Source organism: Henriciella marina (assembly GCF_027213945.1).
Classification (GTDB): domain Bacteria; phylum Pseudomonadota; class Alphaproteobacteria; order Caulobacterales; family Hyphomonadaceae; genus Henriciella; species Henriciella marina_A.
On the sequence record NZ_JAPWGW010000003.1, the window covers coordinates 382,537 to 399,296 of the forward strand.

The 16,760-nt window shown below is 60.8% G+C and carries 16 protein-coding genes; 8 read left to right on the top strand and 8 right to left on the bottom strand.

Going from position 1 to position 16,760, the window contains the following annotated elements:
- Positions 1-5: 5 nt before the first annotated feature.
- Genes mraY through O4G74_RS11125 form a run of 7 tightly spaced genes read right to left on the bottom strand, consistent with a single transcriptional unit; the run spans position 6 to position 7,590 of the window.
- Complete coding sequence (gene mraY / locus O4G74_RS11095) at positions 6-1,199, bottom strand: phospho-N-acetylmuramoyl-pentapeptide-transferase (RefSeq protein WP_269402675.1); 1,194 nt, start codon at positions 1,197-1,199, stop codon at positions 6-8.
- Complete coding sequence (locus tag O4G74_RS11100) at positions 1,189-2,679, bottom strand: UDP-N-acetylmuramoyl-tripeptide--D-alanyl-D-alanine ligase (RefSeq protein ID WP_269402676.1); 1,491 nt, start codon at positions 2,677-2,679, stop codon at positions 1,189-1,191. The genes mraY and O4G74_RS11100 overlap by 11 nt, the downstream gene beginning before the upstream one ends.
- Positions 2,679-4,112, bottom strand: a complete 1,434-nt coding sequence (locus tag O4G74_RS11105) for a UDP-N-acetylmuramoyl-L-alanyl-D-glutamate--2,6-diaminopimelate ligase (RefSeq protein WP_269402677.1) — start codon at positions 4,110-4,112, stop codon at positions 2,679-2,681. Before O4G74_RS11105 ends, O4G74_RS11100 begins: the two co-directional genes overlap by 1 nt.
- Positions 4,109-5,764 (bottom strand): peptidoglycan D,D-transpeptidase FtsI family protein, encoded by a 1,656-nt coding sequence (locus tag O4G74_RS11110; protein ID WP_269402678.1) that lies wholly within the window; start codon positions 5,762-5,764, stop codon positions 4,109-4,111. Before O4G74_RS11110 ends, O4G74_RS11105 begins: the two co-directional genes overlap by 4 nt.
- On the bottom strand, positions 5,757-6,101 hold the full coding sequence (locus O4G74_RS11115; RefSeq protein WP_269402679.1) for a septum formation initiator family protein: 345 nt from the start codon (positions 6,099-6,101) through the stop codon (positions 5,757-5,759). The genes O4G74_RS11110 and O4G74_RS11115 overlap by 8 nt, the downstream gene beginning before the upstream one ends.
- Entirely contained in the window at positions 6,098-7,090 is a 993-nt protein-coding gene (gene rsmH, locus O4G74_RS11120) for a 16S rRNA (cytosine(1402)-N(4))-methyltransferase RsmH (protein ID WP_269402680.1), read from the bottom strand. Before rsmH ends, O4G74_RS11115 begins: the two co-directional genes overlap by 4 nt.
- Positions 7,090-7,590, bottom strand: coding sequence for a division/cell wall cluster transcriptional repressor MraZ (locus tag O4G74_RS11125; protein ID WP_269402681.1), 501 nt, complete (start codon positions 7,588-7,590; stop codon positions 7,090-7,092). The genes rsmH and O4G74_RS11125 overlap by 1 nt, the downstream gene beginning before the upstream one ends.
- A 366-nt stretch (positions 7,591-7,956) precedes the next feature.
- On the opposite strand from O4G74_RS11125, the gene O4G74_RS11130 reads away from it, so the two are divergent.
- From O4G74_RS11130 to O4G74_RS11165, 8 genes are all read left to right on the top strand, one after another.
- Positions 7,957-9,411, top strand: a complete 1,455-nt coding sequence (locus tag O4G74_RS11130) for a TrkH family potassium uptake protein (RefSeq protein ID WP_269402682.1) — start codon at positions 7,957-7,959, stop codon at positions 9,409-9,411.
- Between the two features lie 83 nt (positions 9,412-9,494).
- Positions 9,495-10,781, top strand: coding sequence for a glutamate-5-semialdehyde dehydrogenase (locus tag O4G74_RS11135; protein ID WP_269402683.1), 1,287 nt, complete (start codon positions 9,495-9,497; stop codon positions 10,779-10,781).
- Between the two features lie 70 nt (positions 10,782-10,851).
- Complete coding sequence (nadD, locus tag O4G74_RS11140; RefSeq protein ID WP_269402684.1) at positions 10,852-11,427, top strand: nicotinate (nicotinamide) nucleotide adenylyltransferase; 576 nt, start codon at positions 10,852-10,854, stop codon at positions 11,425-11,427.
- A gap of 21 nt (positions 11,428-11,448) precedes the next feature.
- Complete coding sequence (gene rsfS / locus O4G74_RS11145) at positions 11,449-11,874, top strand: ribosome silencing factor (RefSeq protein ID WP_331283524.1); 426 nt, start codon at positions 11,449-11,451, stop codon at positions 11,872-11,874.
- Between the two features lie 16 nt (positions 11,875-11,890).
- Positions 11,891-12,355, top strand: a complete 465-nt coding sequence (rlmH, locus tag O4G74_RS11150; RefSeq protein ID WP_269402685.1) for a 23S rRNA (pseudouridine(1915)-N(3))-methyltransferase RlmH — start codon at positions 11,891-11,893, stop codon at positions 12,353-12,355.
- A gap of 69 nt (positions 12,356-12,424) precedes the next feature.
- Positions 12,425-13,237: an SDR family NAD(P)-dependent oxidoreductase gene (locus tag O4G74_RS11155; protein ID WP_269402686.1), complete on the top strand. Its 813-nt coding sequence runs from the start codon at positions 12,425-12,427 to the stop codon at positions 13,235-13,237.
- 160 nt (positions 13,238-13,397) lie between these two features.
- Entirely contained in the window at positions 13,398-14,078 is a 681-nt protein-coding gene (locus O4G74_RS11160) for a TorF family putative porin (protein WP_269402687.1), read from the top strand.
- Between the two features lie 139 nt (positions 14,079-14,217).
- Positions 14,218-15,966, top strand: a complete 1,749-nt coding sequence (locus O4G74_RS11165; RefSeq protein WP_269402688.1) for a cation:proton antiporter — start codon at positions 14,218-14,220, stop codon at positions 15,964-15,966.
- Positions 15,967-16,062: 96 nt separating this feature from the next.
- Here the strand turns inward: O4G74_RS11165 and O4G74_RS11170 are convergent, their stop codons facing one another.
- Positions 16,063-16,590, bottom strand: a complete 528-nt coding sequence (locus O4G74_RS11170; RefSeq protein ID WP_269402689.1) for a GcrA family cell cycle regulator — start codon at positions 16,588-16,590, stop codon at positions 16,063-16,065.
- Positions 16,591-16,760: the final 170 nt, after the last annotated feature.

The following is a 16,760-nucleotide window of genomic DNA, read 5'->3' on the forward strand; positions in this document are numbered from 1 at the left end:
GCGGGTTACCTCAGCTTCAGCGTGGCAAGGCCCGCTAGGGCGAAGAGGACAGAGAGGATCCAGAAGCGAACGACAACCTTGGTCTCAGGCCAGTTCTCTTTCTGGAAGTGGTGGTGCAGCGGCGCCATCAGGAAGACGCGCTTGCCAGTCCCGGTCAGCCGCTTGGTGATCTTGAACCAGCCGACCTGGATCATCACCGACAGCGCCTCGATGACGAAGAGACCGCCAATGATAGCCAGCGCGAACTCATGCTTCACTGCGACTGCGACGACGCCGATGAGGCCGCCGAGACCAAGTGACCCCGTGTCGCCCATGAAAACGGTCGCCGGGAAAGCGTTGAACCAGAGAAAGCCCATACCAGCGCCAATCATCGCCCCCAGCAGGACGCTCATCTCACCCGCGCCGGGCGTGAACTGAATGCCGAGATAGTCGGCAAAGATGATGTTGCCGGTGAGGTAGGCGATGAGAGCGTAAGAGCCGCCCGCAAAGATCACCGGCACGATAGCAAGTCCATCGAGCCCGTCAGTGAAGTTCACTGCATTGGCAGAGCCAACGACAACCACCATCGCGAAGATGATGAAGAAGCCGCCGAGCGGGATGAAGTAGTCATTGACGAAAGGCACGGCGACGCCGCCAGAAAAGCTCTGATCGTTCGGCTCCAGCGAGGTTGGCGGCGCCAGCGCGGCGATGAGCTCAGCCAGGCCGTTCAGAGGGCCCCATTCCGCGTGGCCTAGCGGTGTATTGGCGCCGTGAAGGCCCATGATGAAAGCACCGGCGAGCGCGGCGACCATGAACTCCACCATCAGGCGGACCTGCGCCGAGACGCCTGCGTCGGTCTGTTTGGTGACCTTCGCATAGTCATCGAGGAAGCCGAGGAAGGCGAAGGCGACTGTCACGAAGAGGACAGTCCAGATGTAGGGATTGCTGAGATCAGCCCAGAGAAGCGTCGCGACCAGAAGGCCGATCCAGATCAGGAAGCCGCCCATTGTCGGCGTGCCGCGCTTTTCGAGCTGCGCCTGAAGCGAGAGGTCGCGGATCGGCTGACCCTTGCCCTGACGCTGGCGCAATTGACTGATGACCCAGTCCCCGCACAGCACCGAGAAGAGGAAAGCGGTAACGATCGCGCCGCCCGTGCGGAACGTCGTGTAGTTGAAAAGACGAAAGAACCCGTCGTCTGCGGCCAGCAGCTCATACAGCATCGCGACCCCCTGCAGCCCCATCAGAGCCGCTATCCATCACCTGCTCGTCCGCGGTCTTGCTCCACTGGCGCAACCTGTCTGCGAGCTTCCCCATCCCGGAGGCATTCGAGCCTTTAATCAAGAGGATATCACCGTCCCGCAGAGAGTTTTTCACCACCTCGTCGAGGCCGTCAGCTTTCTCTGCCCAGTGCGATTCTATCTGTGATTCGACGCCTGCCCGCAGGGCACGCATACCTTGGCCCGCAAGGTAGGCAACCGCCGCGCCGCTATCAATCAATGGTTTAGATAGCGCGCCGTGCTCTTTTTGCGACGTTTCGCCGACTTCAAGCATTTCGCCCAGCGCCACGAGATGGCGGCCGCCTTCTCTTGAGGCAAAGCTGGCGAGGGCAGCGCGCATGGATTCCGGGTTGGCATTGTAGGCATCATCCACGAGGACGAATTCGCCGCCGCCCGGCAGTTCGAGCCGTTCGGCCGTGCCCCGGCCAGCAGGCGGCGCATAACCGGACAGGTCCAGCGCAGCCTTGTAGAGATCGATCGAGCTGTGCAGGCCAACGGCCAGCAAGGCGCAGGCGACATTGTCTGCCCAGTGCTCGCCAACGGCATGAATTTCGACATCCAGTTTACAGGTCAGCGTGTCGAGCGCGATGTGGCTTATGCCACCCGCGCTGCCATAGGACTCAACCCACGACCATCCGTCTCGATTGCTGATCCAGTCGAGGCCTTCGCCCGCGCCATCCCGGCCAAACACAGCAATCGCGGCATTCGGCTTCAGCTCACGGACCCGCTCGACCAGAACGGGCAACAGCTTGTCACCGGCTGGCAGCACCACGACACCGTCCGGCTCGATGAGACCTGCGGCGATATCGGACTTCTCGCGCGCAACGCCCTCAATAGAGCCCAGCCCTTCAAGGTGCGCCGGCGCGATCTTGGTGATTATGCTGACATGGGGTGCAACCATTTTCGACCGCGGCGCGATCTCGCCCGGTGTCGACATGCCGATTTCGAAGACAGCGTATTCTGTGTCGGCCGACATGCGCGCCAGCGTGAGCGGCACGCCCCAGTGATTATTGAAGCTCTTGACCGACCAGTGCGCCCTGCCTGCGCCCCGGTGGATGCGGGCGATCATTTCCTTGACGCTGGTCTTGCCGACAGACCCGGTCACAGCGATCCGCACGGCGTCCGTTGCCCGCTCTCGCGCATAGAGACCGAGGGCCTCCAGCGCAGCCATGACATCGTCTACGATTATTAGCGGACCTGACGCGCCTTCGACCTCGCGGCTGACCAGCGCGGCACTTGCCCCTGCCCCGAAGGCCGCCGGGACGAAGTCGTGCCCGTCGCGAACGTCTTTGAGGGCGATGAAGAGGTCACCCTTCTCGAGCGAGCGCGTATCGATGGACACGCCATTCGCCTTAAAGGCAGCGGTTACACGTCCGCCGGTTGCCTCGGCAATCTCTTCAGAAGTCCAGAGCGGGCGTGCCATCACTTGCGCGCCTCCAGTGCCGCGAGAGCGGTATCCTGATCAGAGAAGGGAAGAATTTTGTCGCCAATGATCTGGCCGGTCTCGTGGCCCTTGCCGGCAATAAGAAGCGTATCGCCTGCCTGCAGCTGCGCGACGGCGTACTGGATGGCTTCGCCGCGATCAGCGATTTCCAGCGCTCCCTTCGCACCGGCAAGCACCGACTTGCGGATCTCCGCTGCATCCTCAGAGCGCGGATTGTCGTCCGTAACGATGACGACATCCGCCTGCTTCACGGCCACCTCGCCCATGATCGGCCGCTTCTTGCGGTCACGGTCTCCGCCGCAGCCGAAGATCACGAACAGGCGGCCCGCCGTGTGAGGGCGCGCGGCACGGATCAGCGTATCCAGACCATCTGGCGTGTGCGCATAATCGACAAAGACGCCTGCCCCGTCGGACGTTTCGCCGACAAATTCGAGACGGCCTTTCACTGGCTTCAGACCGGATAGGCCCTTCTTCACATCCGCAAGGCTCGCGCCCAGCGACAGCGCAAGCCCTGCGGCTGTGAGGGCATTGAGCGCCTGGAACTCACCGATAAGCGGAAGCTCGACTTCGGTTTCCTCGCCATGCCATTTCAGGAATAGCGTCTGGCCAGTCGCCTTCGGCATCAGCTCGGCAATCTTGAGATCATCACCGCGCCAGCCTACAGAAAGCGGCTTCAGGCCGCGCGCCTTCGCGCCTGCCTCGAAGGCGCCGCGCTCGGGGCTGTCTGCATTAACGATAGCCGGTGCGCCCGCGGGGAGCAGATCCGAGAAGAGCCGCATCTTTGCTGCACGGTACTCATCCATGTCCGCATGGTAGTCGAGATGATCCTGGGTCAGGTTCGTGAAAGCGCCTGCGGCGAGCTTCACAGCATCCAGCCTGTATTGGACCAGACCGTGGGAAGACGCCTCCATCGCGCAGTGCGTCACGCCCTCATCCGCGAGCTTCGCGAGTGTCGCATGGATCGCAACCGGGTCAGGTGTGGTGTGCCCAAGATCGATATGACCGTTCGGGCCGATCGCGCCGAGCGTTCCCATAGAGGCCGCCGTAATCCCGGCGCTCTCCCAGATCTGGCGCAGGAAATCGACGGTGGAGCTTTTGCCATTCGTGCCTGTGACTGCGACGACATGCTGGGGCTGGCGCGCATAGAACGCCGCCGACGCGGTCGCCAAAGCAAGGCGCGGCTCGTCTACCTCAATGGCGACAGCGTTCCCGACGTCTGGCAGGTCATGTCCGATGATCGCAACGGCGCCCTTTTCGAGCGCCTGCGGGATAAACTTACGGCCATCTGCAGCAACGCCTTTCAGGGCGGCGAAGACAAAGCCTGGGGCAACTTTTCGGCTGTCAGCCGTCAACCCGCTGACCTCTACGGTCGCGGGCAGGTTCTTTCCGGGAAACAGGGCGGCGAGGTTCACAGTGTACTCCTTCTCTCTGCGACGGAGCGAACGAGCGGGCTTTCATACGGGCCGTAATCATCGAAGCTGGGCTCTACGCCAAGTGACGGGGCGACCCGGTTGATGACCCGCCCCGCCGTCGGTGCAGCATTCCAGGCTGCCGTACGTCCGCGCCCGACATCCGCTTTGGGGGAGTCAAGCACGATCAATACGACATATTCAGGACTGTCAGCGGGAAATACCGCCGCAAAGGAGGCGATGTTCGCATTGTTGGCATAGCCGCCAGCGACAGGCTTTTCCGCCGTGCCAGTTTTGCCCGCCACGCGGTATCCGGCGACTTCGGCCTGCCCGCCTGTACCGTCAACGACCGCTTCGCGCAGCATGTGGGTGATAAGCGAGGCTGTCGGCGCAGAGACCACACGGCGCACTTCGCGCTCGGTGTTACGGTTTGCGAGGATGGTCGGCTCAATGACTTCGCCGCTATTCGCGAACATCGAGAACGCGCCCGCAAACGCAATCGGCGAGACAGCGATGCCATGGCCATAGCTGACGGTGGCTGCATGGATATCGTCAAAGCGCGACGGCAAGATCGGGTCTGCGCTTCCGGCAAGCTCAATCGGTGAGCGCTCGAACAGGCCGAGGTTTTCCAGGATGTCCTGCTGGCGGCGTGCGCCGAGCATCAGGGCAACTTTAACCGTGCCGATATTGGAGCTTTCGGAAACAATCTTAGCCGGGGAAATGGGGCCCGGAATACGGTGCGTGTCGCCGATCCTGCGCCCTGCAATCACAATCGGCTCTTCGACGTCGAACGTATCCGAAGGGCGGATGGCGCCGGTATCGATGCCCGCTGCGACAGTGATCGGCTTGAAGACGGAGCCAAGCTCAAACACGGAATTGACGGCACGGTTGGCACGTGCCGGGTCATCGCCTGCAAGCGTGTGCGCGCGGTTCGGGTCAATCGGCGGCCAGCTTGCGAGGCCGAGCACTTCGCCATTTCGCGCATTGAGCACGACGCCCGCGCCGCCCTCGATCTCGTATTCAGTCGCGGCGGTTGAAAGCTCGGATTCGAGCATGTGCTGAACGCTGGAATCAATCGTAAGGCGTAGCGGCTGCCCGCCATCCGCAAGCTCTGCATCGAGGGCATATTCGACGCCGGCGAGCCCCTGCCCGTCCGTACCAGCATAGCCAAGCACATGACCTGCCAGAGTCTTGCGCGGATAGACCCGGCGGCTCTCTTCTCGGAAGCCAAGACCTTCAAGATTGAGGTCGAACACCGCCTTATGCTGGCGAGGCGTGAGGCCACGCTTGATCCAGACGAAAGCGCGCTCATTGTCAGAGAGGCGGCGCGTCAGCGTATCTACGTCCAGCTCCGGCAAGACGCTGACCAGACCTGCAGCGACAACTTCCGGCTCCCAGATGGCGCGGGGGTCAGCAAAAAGGGAGTAGACATTCACAGAAGTCGCCAGCAGCACGCCATTGCGGTCCACAATGTCGGCGCGGCGCGCAGGCTCTTCGAACGCGGTCGAAACGCCCTCCTGACCAGACGACCCGGCAAGGGCGACAAAGCCAGCCTTCATACTTACGGCAAAAAAGCCCGCGCAAAGCGCCAGCGACACGAGCCGCGCCCGCAGGGCAGAGCCCTCTACTTCGCTGGTCACGAGGCGATCAGTCATGACGCACCCCCTGCGAGCCGCCTTCGGCGAGGCTTATCTCACGGGCGTCATCCACGGCGCCGAAGATGTGCGGCAGGTCATCTGCGCGCACGAACTGTTCGGCCCGCGGCGTGACCATGCCAAGCTCATTGCGGGCATAGTCTTCGACCCAGTCTTCACGTGACAGGGTGCTGAGCTCGCCCAACAGGATCTGACGCTCATCGATGGCGCGCTCGATTTCTGCTTCGATACCTGCGATGCGCTCAGCGCTGTCTGCGGCCCCATACTTCGCCCGGTAAAGGCTGAAGATCAGGAGCGCGATGACACCGAGGCCGACCATGAATGCGCGGCGGCTCATGAGGAGACCTCCACGCTATCAAGGCCCGGAAGATTGAAACCGGTATCAACCGGCTCACCCCATGCTGGCGCATCGGTACGCACCGCGAGGCGCAGCTTGGCAGACCGGGCACGCGGGTTCGCTTGCGTTTCTGCCTCGCCCGGCTCGATCGCTTTTCTCTTGATGAGATTGAAACTTGGCGCGCGACCAGCCTCTGGCGCGGGTAGATAGCGAGAGCCACCGCCCGTCTGGCCAGCCCTCTCCTTCAGGAACTGCTTGACCATCCTGTCCTCCAACGAGTGGAAAGTCACAATGGCTAGCCGGCCTCCTGGCCTCATCAGTGCCTCGCAGGCATCCAGAGCTCTTGCGAGCTCACCCAGCTCATCATTGACGAACATCCTGATCGCCTGGAATGACCTGGTTGCTGGATGCGTCCGCGCGCCCCGGCGCCCGCCCATTGCATCTTCTATGTGGCTGGCAAGATCGAGTGTTGTGGTGAACGGAGCCTTAAGACGCCGCGCGGAAATCGACTTTGCGATGCGGCGGGACTGCTTTTCCTCTCCGAGGCGGAAAATGATGTCGGCAAGGGCCTTTTCCGGCAGCGTATTAATCACATCAGCCGCTGAGGGGCCATCGCCGCCCATGCGCATATCGAGCGGCCCATCGCGCATGAATGAAAAGCCGCGCTCAGCCTCATCCAGCTGGAAGGAGGACACCCCAAGGTCGAGCGTGATCCCGTCTACCGCCTCATAGCCGGCAGCAGGCAACAACGTCGCCATCTCGCCAAAACAACCAAGCACCGGCGTGAGACGTCCGTCATAATCGTCAGACGCATTCGCCCGTTCGATCGCCGTCTCATCGCGATCGACACCGACTACGTGGCAATTAGCTGCCTTGAGGATGGCGCGCATGTATCCCCCACCGCCCAGCGTGCCATCAACGATCACGTCGCCGTCCTGCGGCGCGAGCCCCTCAACGACTTCATCCAGAAGAACCGGCACATGCCCCATCAGACACCCCCTGCGCCAGCAGACCCGACACCCGGCAGGTTGCCCGAGGCCATGGCTTTCTGGAAAGGCTCGTCAAGCGCGCTCTGATTTTCGAGGGCAGCTTGCGCCATCTTCTCATCAAAGGCCTGAAAGCGCGACGGCTCCCAGATGTGAAAGCGGTCGAATGCGCCTGCAAAAACAAGCTTCTTCGTAATGCCTGCCGCTTCCAGCAGGTGTCCCGGCAGCGTAATGCGCCCGGTATCGTCCATCTTCAGATCAGCCGACTTAGTGAAAATGGCATGCATGAAGGCGCGGCGATGCGGATCCGTTGGCGCCATGCGGGCGAGGGTTTGCCGGTAAAGAGCCATCAATTCATCGCCGCCGCCCTCAAGACATCCCGATCCGTCCATGGCCGGCCAAAGAAAGAGCCGCGATCCGCCACCCAAGGCTGCGCGGAAGGATGCAGGCACGGAGACCCGCCCCTTCGCATCAAGCGCAGTTTCGTAGGTGGAAACGAACACCAGCCACTATCCCTTCAACCCAGACCCACACCCGTGTGGGATTATCATGATCAAAATTGGGATAACATGGGGAAGCAAGGGCACCAATGGGCCGGGCTGGTGATTCGACCAATTCACAAGCGACCAGAGCAAGAACATAGCGCGAATATAGCGGAACGCCGTTCAGGCAAAAGGTGCGCCAAGAGCCGTCAGAGGCAATAAGTGACTGATTTACAAAGGGTTAACGCGGATCGAGAAACCCCCTGTATTTTTTCGCTGGCACCCTGCGATTTTTTTCTGAAGAGCGGCACACTTGCGAGCTTGCAAATTGGCGGTCTGAAGATTTTGACGACCAGCGCCCCGGTTCGGTGCTAGAGGCTGTCAGGAATGCAGATTCGAGCCGTCATATTCGCCATCGGCATCATGGTTGCCCTGCTGGGCGCCGCCATGATCCCGTCAGCCCTGCTGGACATTGCGGACAATTCTGACCAGTGGCCCATCTTCCTGGTATCTTCTGCCGTTAGCATCCTGATCGGCGCAGGGCTTGCGGTGCTGTCAGGTGGCGCACCGCCATCCACTGGGGCGCGGGAGGCATTCCTGCTGACAGTGGTAATCTGGATTGCCCTGCCCCTGATCGCGACCATCCCGTTCATCAGCTACGGCATGAACTTTACTGACTCCATGTTCGAGGCCGTGTCGGGCCTGACGACAACAGGCGCGACGGTGATGACGGGGCTCGATTCCACCCCGCGCGGCATCCTGCTGTGGCGGGCCATCCTGCAATGGATTGGCGGCATCGGTATCATCGTGACCGCAATTGTGATCCTGCCCATGCTGCGCGTTGGCGGCATGCAGCTTTTCCAGATCGAAAGCTCGGATGTGTCGGGCAAGTTCCTGCCTCGCATTACCGAGATCACCGCCCAGACGGGTATTGTCTACCTGCTTATCTCCGCAATCTGTGCGATCGCGTACGCCGCCTGCGGCATGACCGCTTTCGACGCCATCGCCCACGCCATGACAACGATGTCGGCTGGCGGCTATTCAACCCACGATGCCTCATTTGGCTATTTCAGTGACACGCCTGCCGCCTATGCAGCGACCTTTTTCATGTTTGTCGCTGGCCTGCCGTTCAGTCTGCTCACCCTGCTCATCCTGCATGGGCGCTGGCGCCCCTTTGCCTCCGACCCACAGCCGCGGCTCTATTTCTGGCTCGCGCTCCTGTTCGCGCTGGTCATCGTTATCTGGCACGAAGCCGTCGTGGACCCGCCAATATTCGATCACGTCTTTCACGGTTTCAGGCAGGCGCTGTTCAACATCATCTCCATCATGACCGGCACCGGATACGCCTCGGCGCCCTATGACACCTGGGGCAGCCCCGTCACGGTCATCTTTCTGGCCGCCACATTTCTCGGTGGCTGCGCCGGGTCCGCAGCCTGCGGCATCAAGATGTTCAGGCTGGAAATCAGCTTCAAGGCGGTTGCCGCCTACGCCGCGCAGATTGTCCGCCCGAACCGCATTGTGCGCGTGCGCTATGCCGGACGGGTCGTATCTTCCGACACGCTCCAGTCCGTCATGGTTTTCGTTTTCCTATACCTTGCCACTTTCGTGGTTGCAGCAGTCCTTCTCTCGCTCACTGGAATGGACCCCCTTTCAGCAATTTCCGGTGCAGCGACCAGCGTCTCGAATGTCGGGCCGGGGCTTGGTCCAGAGATTGGCCCTTCCTCGACTTTTCAGAATATCCCAACCGCCGCCAAGTGGATCTGCCTAACCACGATGCTGCTTGGGCGGCTTGAGTTCGTTGCCGTCTTTACACTGATGACGTCGCGGTTCTGGCGCGGCTAGCGCGACCTCGCGCTGCGGCAGGGCTCGCGGTCTTCGTTCACTGGCTTGCACGCCTATCGGCTTTCCGGCACACACTTTTCACAATGAGCCGGATTATGCAGACATCAGAAACTAGCCTCGCGGACCTCATGCTGGACATGGGGAAGCGCGCGCGAGCGGCTTCCCTGCGCCTGTCCCACCAGACAGCGAAGGATCGCAGCCGCGGCCTGCTCGCCATGGCGGACGCGCTGGAGACGTCGCAGGGCGAGATCCTGAAATCCAATGCGCTCGACATGCAGCAGGCAAAACAGAAGCAGCTGTCGGATGCCATGCTGGACCGGCTGTTGCTAACCCCGGAACGCATGCGCGCCATGTCGGACGCCGTCCGCATGATTGCTGGCCTTCCGGACCCCGTCGGGCAGACCATCGCGAACTGGACAGTCCCATCAGGTCTCGACATTTCGCGCGTGCGGACACCGCTGGGCGTGATCGGCATCATTTATGAATCGCGCCCGAATGTGACGGCCGATGCCTCTGCCTTGTGTCTGCGTTCAGGCAATGCAGCAATCCTTCGGGCAGGCAGCGAGAGTCTCAACTCCGCGCTCGCCATCGCAACCGCCCTTCGCTCAGGACTGGAGGGTGCCGGCCTCCCCGCCGACGCGCTCCAACTCGTCGGCACGCCGGAACGCGAGGCGGTCGGGCACATGCTGACCGGGCTCGACGGCAACCTCGATGTCGTTGTTCCACGCGGCGGCAAGGGACTGGTCGAGCGGGTGCAGAATGATGCGCGCGTCCCTGTGATCGGCCACCTTGAAGGCCTTTGTCATATCTATATCGACACGGACGCCGACCCGCAAAAAGCCGTCGACATTGCCTTCAACGCCAAGATGCGTCGCACAGGCGTCTGCGGCGCGATGGAAACATTGCTGATCAACGAAGCCATTGCGCCGCGCGTTCTTCCGGTCATCGCGGCCCCACTTCGGGAGGCAGGGTGCGAACTGCGCGGTGACGCACAGGCGAAAGAGTTGATGGCTGACCTGATCTCAGCAACCGAGGAGGACTGGCGTACCGAGTATCTCGCGCCGATCCTTTCGATCAAGGTGGTTAAAAACCTTGATGGCGCGCTTGCCCACATTGCGCGCTATGGCACCGGTCACACTGAAGCCATTGTCACGGAAAACACATCGACGGCGGAGCGCTTCCTGAACGAGGTCGATGCCGCCATCGCGCTTCACAACGCCTCGACCCAGTTCGCAGATGGCGGAGAGTTCGGCATGGGCGCCGAGATCGGCATTGCGACCGGTCGCATCCATGCCCGCGGGCCGGTTGGCGCAGAACAGCTGACGACCTTCAAATATGTGGTGCGCGGAACCGGTCAGACCCGGCCATAAGCAGACAGAAGATAACAAGCTGACCTTGCCCTCCCCTTACCTGTCCCCCGTGCGCACGCTGCCGCCCGCAATGACGACGCAGCGCATCGGCCTGTTTGGCGGCTCATTTGATCCGCCGCATTCAGGCCACCTCCATGTTGCGAAGACAGCGATGAAGCGGCTGGACCTAGACTGGATCTATTGGCTTCCAGCCAGTGGCAACCCGCTCAAATCCAAGCCTGCGGACTTCTATGATCGGCTCGACGCCGTGCGTGAGCTTGTAGGTAACCACCCGAAGATGTTCGTCAGCGATTTCGAACGTTGGGCGGGGCTGAGATACACCGCCGACGTTCTCCGGGCGTTCACCGCCCATTGCCGGAATGCACATTTCGTCTGGCTGATGGGGGCCGACAGTTTGCAGAACTTCCATGACTGGAAGAACTGGGAATCTGTTGCCTCGACGCTACCGCTCTGCATCGTTTCACGCCCCGAGGCAGGCCCACGCGCGCTCAGTTCCCCTTTCGCTCGCAAGTTTGCCCACGATCGCCTGCCAGAGCGGGACGCCGCCCTGCTGCCTTTCGAGCCAGCGCCAGCCTGGGTGTTCCTGAAAGCACCTTTCGATGCCACGTCCTCGACGCAACTGCGGGCACACGTGCAAAAAGGCTAGAGCCGTCACGCCGTGCATGTTATGAAGCGGGTTGTATTGAGAAAAAAGGATCAAGCCCTGCCCTCTTCCAGCCCGCAGCCATTGAAGGCCGCCAAAGCCAGTGCTGATGACATTCGCGCGCTTGCCGATTCCGTCGTCAACAATCTTGAAGATGATAAGGCCGAAGACATCATTTCGATCGATCTTCAGGGAAAGTCTTCCCTGGCAGATATGATGATCATCGCATCTGGCCGCTCAGCACGTCACGTCGCCTCAATTGCCGATCATCTTTCCCAGACCATGAAAGAAGTCACGGGCCGTCCTGTTAAGGTCGAGGGCCTGCCCAATGCCGATTGGGTGCTTCTCGATATTGGCGACATCATTGTGCACCTCTTCCGTCCGGAAGTGCGTAGCTTCTACAATCTTGAGAAGATCTGGGCAGACGACAGCGCGCATGGGCACGCCTGACCGTCGGTCCTGAAGCGTGCGCATCTCGATAATTGCGGTGGGCCGTATTAAGAAAGGCCCCGAGCGCGAGCTCTTCGACGACTATATTGACCGGTTCAGGAAAGCCGGGCGCCAGCTCGGCTTTCGTAGTGCTGACCTGATTGAGGTCGACTCCTCTGGCGGCCTCGACGCAGAGGCTGACCGTATCCTTGCGAAGATTCCTGCAGGCGCACGCACAATCCGCCTCGATGAGTTTGGCGAGCAGTTCAAGTCGACCGCATTCTCATCCTTCCTGTCCCACGAGCGCGACAAGGGCCTGCCAGACATCTGCTTCCTGATAGGCGGGGCCGAAGGTTATGGCGCAGCGGTTCGCGAGGCTGTTCCTCACACGATGGCATTTGGCGTCCAGACCTGGCCGCACCGTTTCGTGCGCGTCATGCTTGCCGAACAGCTTTACAGGGCCGCAAGCCTGGAAGCGGGCCTCCCCTATCATAAAGCCTGAGCAGCCCGATTGACGCCGCAGCCCTCACCGGGCCAAGTGACGCCAAAGAAAACCGGGAAGGAAACAGGCATGGCTGACAAGGATCTGGCAGGGCGCAAGGCAATCGTAACGGGTTCTGCAACCGGGCTTGGCCGCTCAATCGCGCTGCGCCTCGCTGAACGCGGCGCCGATGTCATTATCAATTGCACGCGCAGTATCGCCGATGGCGAAGCGACAGTCGCGGCCTGCAACGAAGCTGGCGCACAGGCCCAGCTGGTCGCCGCCGATGTGTCGACTGATGAGGGCGCGCGCAAGCTTGCCGATGCCGCTTCCGCCTGGGGGCGACTGGATATCCTCGTCAACAATGCCGGTATCACGCGCCACGCCCGCGACCATTCTGACCTCGACGCGCTCAGCCGCGACGACTTTCTCGATACCTATGCCGTGAACGTGGCTGGGCCGTTTCTGGTCATGCAGGCCTGCAAGCCGCTTATGGTTAAGGCCTTCGAACAGACGGGCCGGGCATCGACCGTGCTCAACATCTCCTCGATTGCTGGTGTGACGGGGATCGGCTCATCGGTCGCCTATGCCGCGACCAAGGGTGCGCTCAATACGATGACGCTTTCACTTGCGCGCGCGCTTGCCCCGGCCATCCGGGTGAACGCTGTTTGTCCCGGCTTTATCGGCACGCGCTGGTTCAAGGATGAAATGGGCGCGGAGCAATATGAACGGCTGGAGGCAAGCGTGGCTCGCTCCACGCCGCTTAACGCAGCGAGCGGTCCGGACGATATTGCGGATTCGGCCGTGTTTTTCCTCACCGACGCATCACGCCACGTCACGGGTGAAACCTTGCTCGTTGATGCAGGGACTCACCTTGGATACGCCCCTCTCGCAGCGAGATAACCGCCCTCAACAGCACCTTAAGCAGGCGATTTTTGCGCGTTGTGCCTGATTTTCGTGCTGCAACGCAAAAATTTGCGGACGTCATTACTTCACCGTGGCTGACTTTTGAGCACGCCCCCAGTCTGTTCCTCGTGATGAGGATGCAAAGGAGGTAGTAACAATGCTCAAATCATTCACACGTCTTGGGGCGCTCGCCGCTGCAACAGTGATCATGGCAACACCAGCTCTCGCACAGGAAGAGGGCGAATGGAGCGGCAATGTTACGCTCACATCGAACTATGTCTTCCGCGGTATTACGCAGACTGACGAAGCTCCGATGGTTCAGGGCGGCTTCGACTGGGCAAGTGACAGCTTCTATGTCGGTACATGGGCATCCGGCGTCGACTTCGGCGACGGCACCTCTACCGAGATCGATCTCTATGCAGGCTGGACGCCAACAGTTGGCGCGTTCGACCTTGATCTGGGCGTCATCTATTACTGGTATCCGGACGCACCCGACAATCCAGAGCAGAACTTCTTCGAAGCCTATGCCGGGGCAAGCACCACGCTCGGCGACACGCTCGAAGTAGGCGCATCGATCGCTTACTCACCTGAGTTCTACTATGAGATCGGCGACGCTTTCTATTATGCAGGTAGCGTTGCGCTTCCGATCAACGATCTGTTTTCGGTTGATGCGACCATCGGTTATTCCGACTTCGTGGACGCTGGCGGCGATTATACCGACTATTCGCTCGGTCTGACGACATCGTTCGAAGGCTTCGATCTCGACTTCCGCTTCATCGGCACCGACGATGATGCACTGGATGAGTATTTCGTGGTCTCTATCGGCCGCTCGCTCTAGGAACGGTCTGAGCTCCTCACCAGACATCAGGACTGAAGAAGTCATCCTCTGATCTGGCAAGAGACCGCCGCTTCAATCGAAGCGGCGGTCTTTCTTTAATCAGTCAATGGTCCAATATAGGAGCCAGAGGAGGATAGGCATGGCGGATCCCGCAACAACACCAGTTGACGCACTTATTCCCGCCATGACGCTGCTTGCAGCTGGCGGCGCGGCCGCGCTGGCCTCCAAAGCCCTCAAACTCTCCCCGATTGTCGGATACCTTGCCGTCGGCATCCTCATGGGGCCGCACGTATTTGGCCTCATGGAGGAAAGCTCAACTACCCACCTTCTCGCCGAGCTGGGCGTGGTTTTCCTGCTATTTGATATAGGGCTGCACGTCTCGTTGCGTGAGCTCAAGGAAAGCCAGCGCGACCTGATGGGCCTTGCGCCAGCACATCTTGTGCTGACGAGCGTGCCATTCACTATTGCGCTCACCCTGTTCGGGCTCGACTGGCCCATAGCCCTCGCGCTCGGCATTTCATTCGGTCTCTCATCAACGGCCGTCGTTTCACGCGTCATGGTGGAGCGCGGGCTTGGGTCCTGTCCGCTTGGACGGTCCACCACCCACGTGCTGATCTTCCAGGACATCGTGGCCATCTTCCTGCTCATCTTCGCAAACTCGCTCGGCGCGGGCGGCGACGGCATGCAACTGGCCCTCAACCTCGCAAAGGCGGCAGGCCTCGCTGTTCTCGCCTTTATTGTGGCATTTGCGGCCGGTCGTTATCTCATGGGACCGATCTTCAGGGGGCTGGCCCAGACACGCAATCAGGAAGCCTTCACCGCCGTCACGCTTCTGCTTGTTCTCGGCGCCGCTTCTGCGACGGCATTCCTTGGTCTGTCACTGACCCTGGGCGCCTTTCTCGCCGGCCTAGCTGTGTCAGGGACGGCATTCCGGCATCAGGTGCAGATGGAGACAGGCCCATTTCGCGGCCTGCTTCTTTCCTTCTTCTTCATGTCGGTGGGGCTCTCGGTGGATCTCGGCGTGCTTATCAGTCGCTGGCCGGTCGTACTTGGGGTCACGGCGGCGATCCTGCTGGTGAAAACCCTGACCGGTTTCGCCGCCGCACGCCTGAATAAATGGAGTAATCCGGGGAGTGTTCAGCTTTCCTTCCTGCTGGCGCAGGGGTCTGAATTTACGCTTGTTGTGCTTTCAATTCTGGTGATGACGACTGATGCCGTTCCCCCAGCTCTCGATACGATCGCAGTCGCGTCCATCGCGCTCTCACTGGCCGCGGCCCCGTTCTGGGCTGCTGGCGGCATGCGGCTCTCGCGAAAGGTCGCGAACATGCTGAAAGGCCAGACCAGACCGATCAATGAGATCACGCCGATCGGCCCGGACCGCCCTGTGATCATCTTTGGTATGACACAGGCTGGCCGCCTCGCAGCAGACGCGCTCTATGACCACGACATCCCACATGTCTGCCTCGACGCAGAGCCGGAGCGTTTTGTATCCGCCATCGCTGACGGCTATAAGGTCGCCTTTGGCAATGCCGCGAACCTTCGTCTCGTTGAAGCCGTCGCCGGGCCAAGCCCCCGCGCCGTCATCATCGGCGCGCCTCGCTATGATGTTTCGCGCGATCTCACTCCGGCGGCACAGCGCGAATTTCCTGATACGCCGCGTTTCGTTTCAGTCGACAATGAGGCCGACCGGCAAAGGTTCGCCAATCTCGGCATGCGTGCCTGGCTGTCGATGGGAGAGCCAAAGGGCATCGAAATGGCCGCCGATATCCTGCGCCAGCTCGGCGTTGAGGAAGAGAAAGTCGCTGACTGGGTGTCCCGTGAGGCTGATCGCTTCGAGGTGGATGGCCCAAAGGATATCGGCGAACCGGTTGAAACCGAGGCCGCCTGATCGGCTCAAAGGCCTGCGCAGGCTTTCATTCTTCGCCCACGTATAGAAAAGCCGGGCGCTTAAACACCCGGCTTCCTGTTCTCGTCTGACGAGGTACTAGCCAGCGATCTTGCGGGCCACTTTTTCTTCGCCGCTCTTGCGGTCGCGCTTGCGCTGCGGCTGGAAGGCCACTTTCGCATGCTCGGTGCAATACGGACCGCAGTCAGCCTTGCGACCGCAGAAAGCAAATTGCGGGTCTGCGGGGTCGCCGATTGGCCATTTGCACATGGAGTCGCGCAGGGTAAGGATCGTCGCGGCTTCGCCGTCTGCAACAGGCGCCGGAGCCAGCGCTGAAAGGATTGCCTGCTGATCGGAGCGGCGAATCCGGCTTTCTTCTGGCGATGCCGTTGGCGTTTGAACCTCGACCGCACCCGTGGCCTGGATCTGCGGCTTTGGACGCGCCAGACGCGGCGGGCGCTTCACAGGACGTGACGGGGTGGCGCGGCCTGAGAGGCCGAGACGGTGAACCTTGCCGATTACAGCATTGCGGGTCACGCCCCCAAGTTGCTTTGCGATCTGGCTGGCTGAGTGACCTTCTGCCCACAGTTTCTTCAGAACATCGACGCGATCTTCGGTCCAAGACATTTGGATGGCCTCCTGGCGTTGTGCGACCCTAGATATAGTGACGGCCCGATTTGGCCGTCGTGCTTAACACCTACATATCGTATCTGAGGCGAAACGAAACACAACATGATGATCAGAGTTCTCCACAACCTTTCTATATGTAGTATGGCCTTGTGGATAGAATCGAAAAA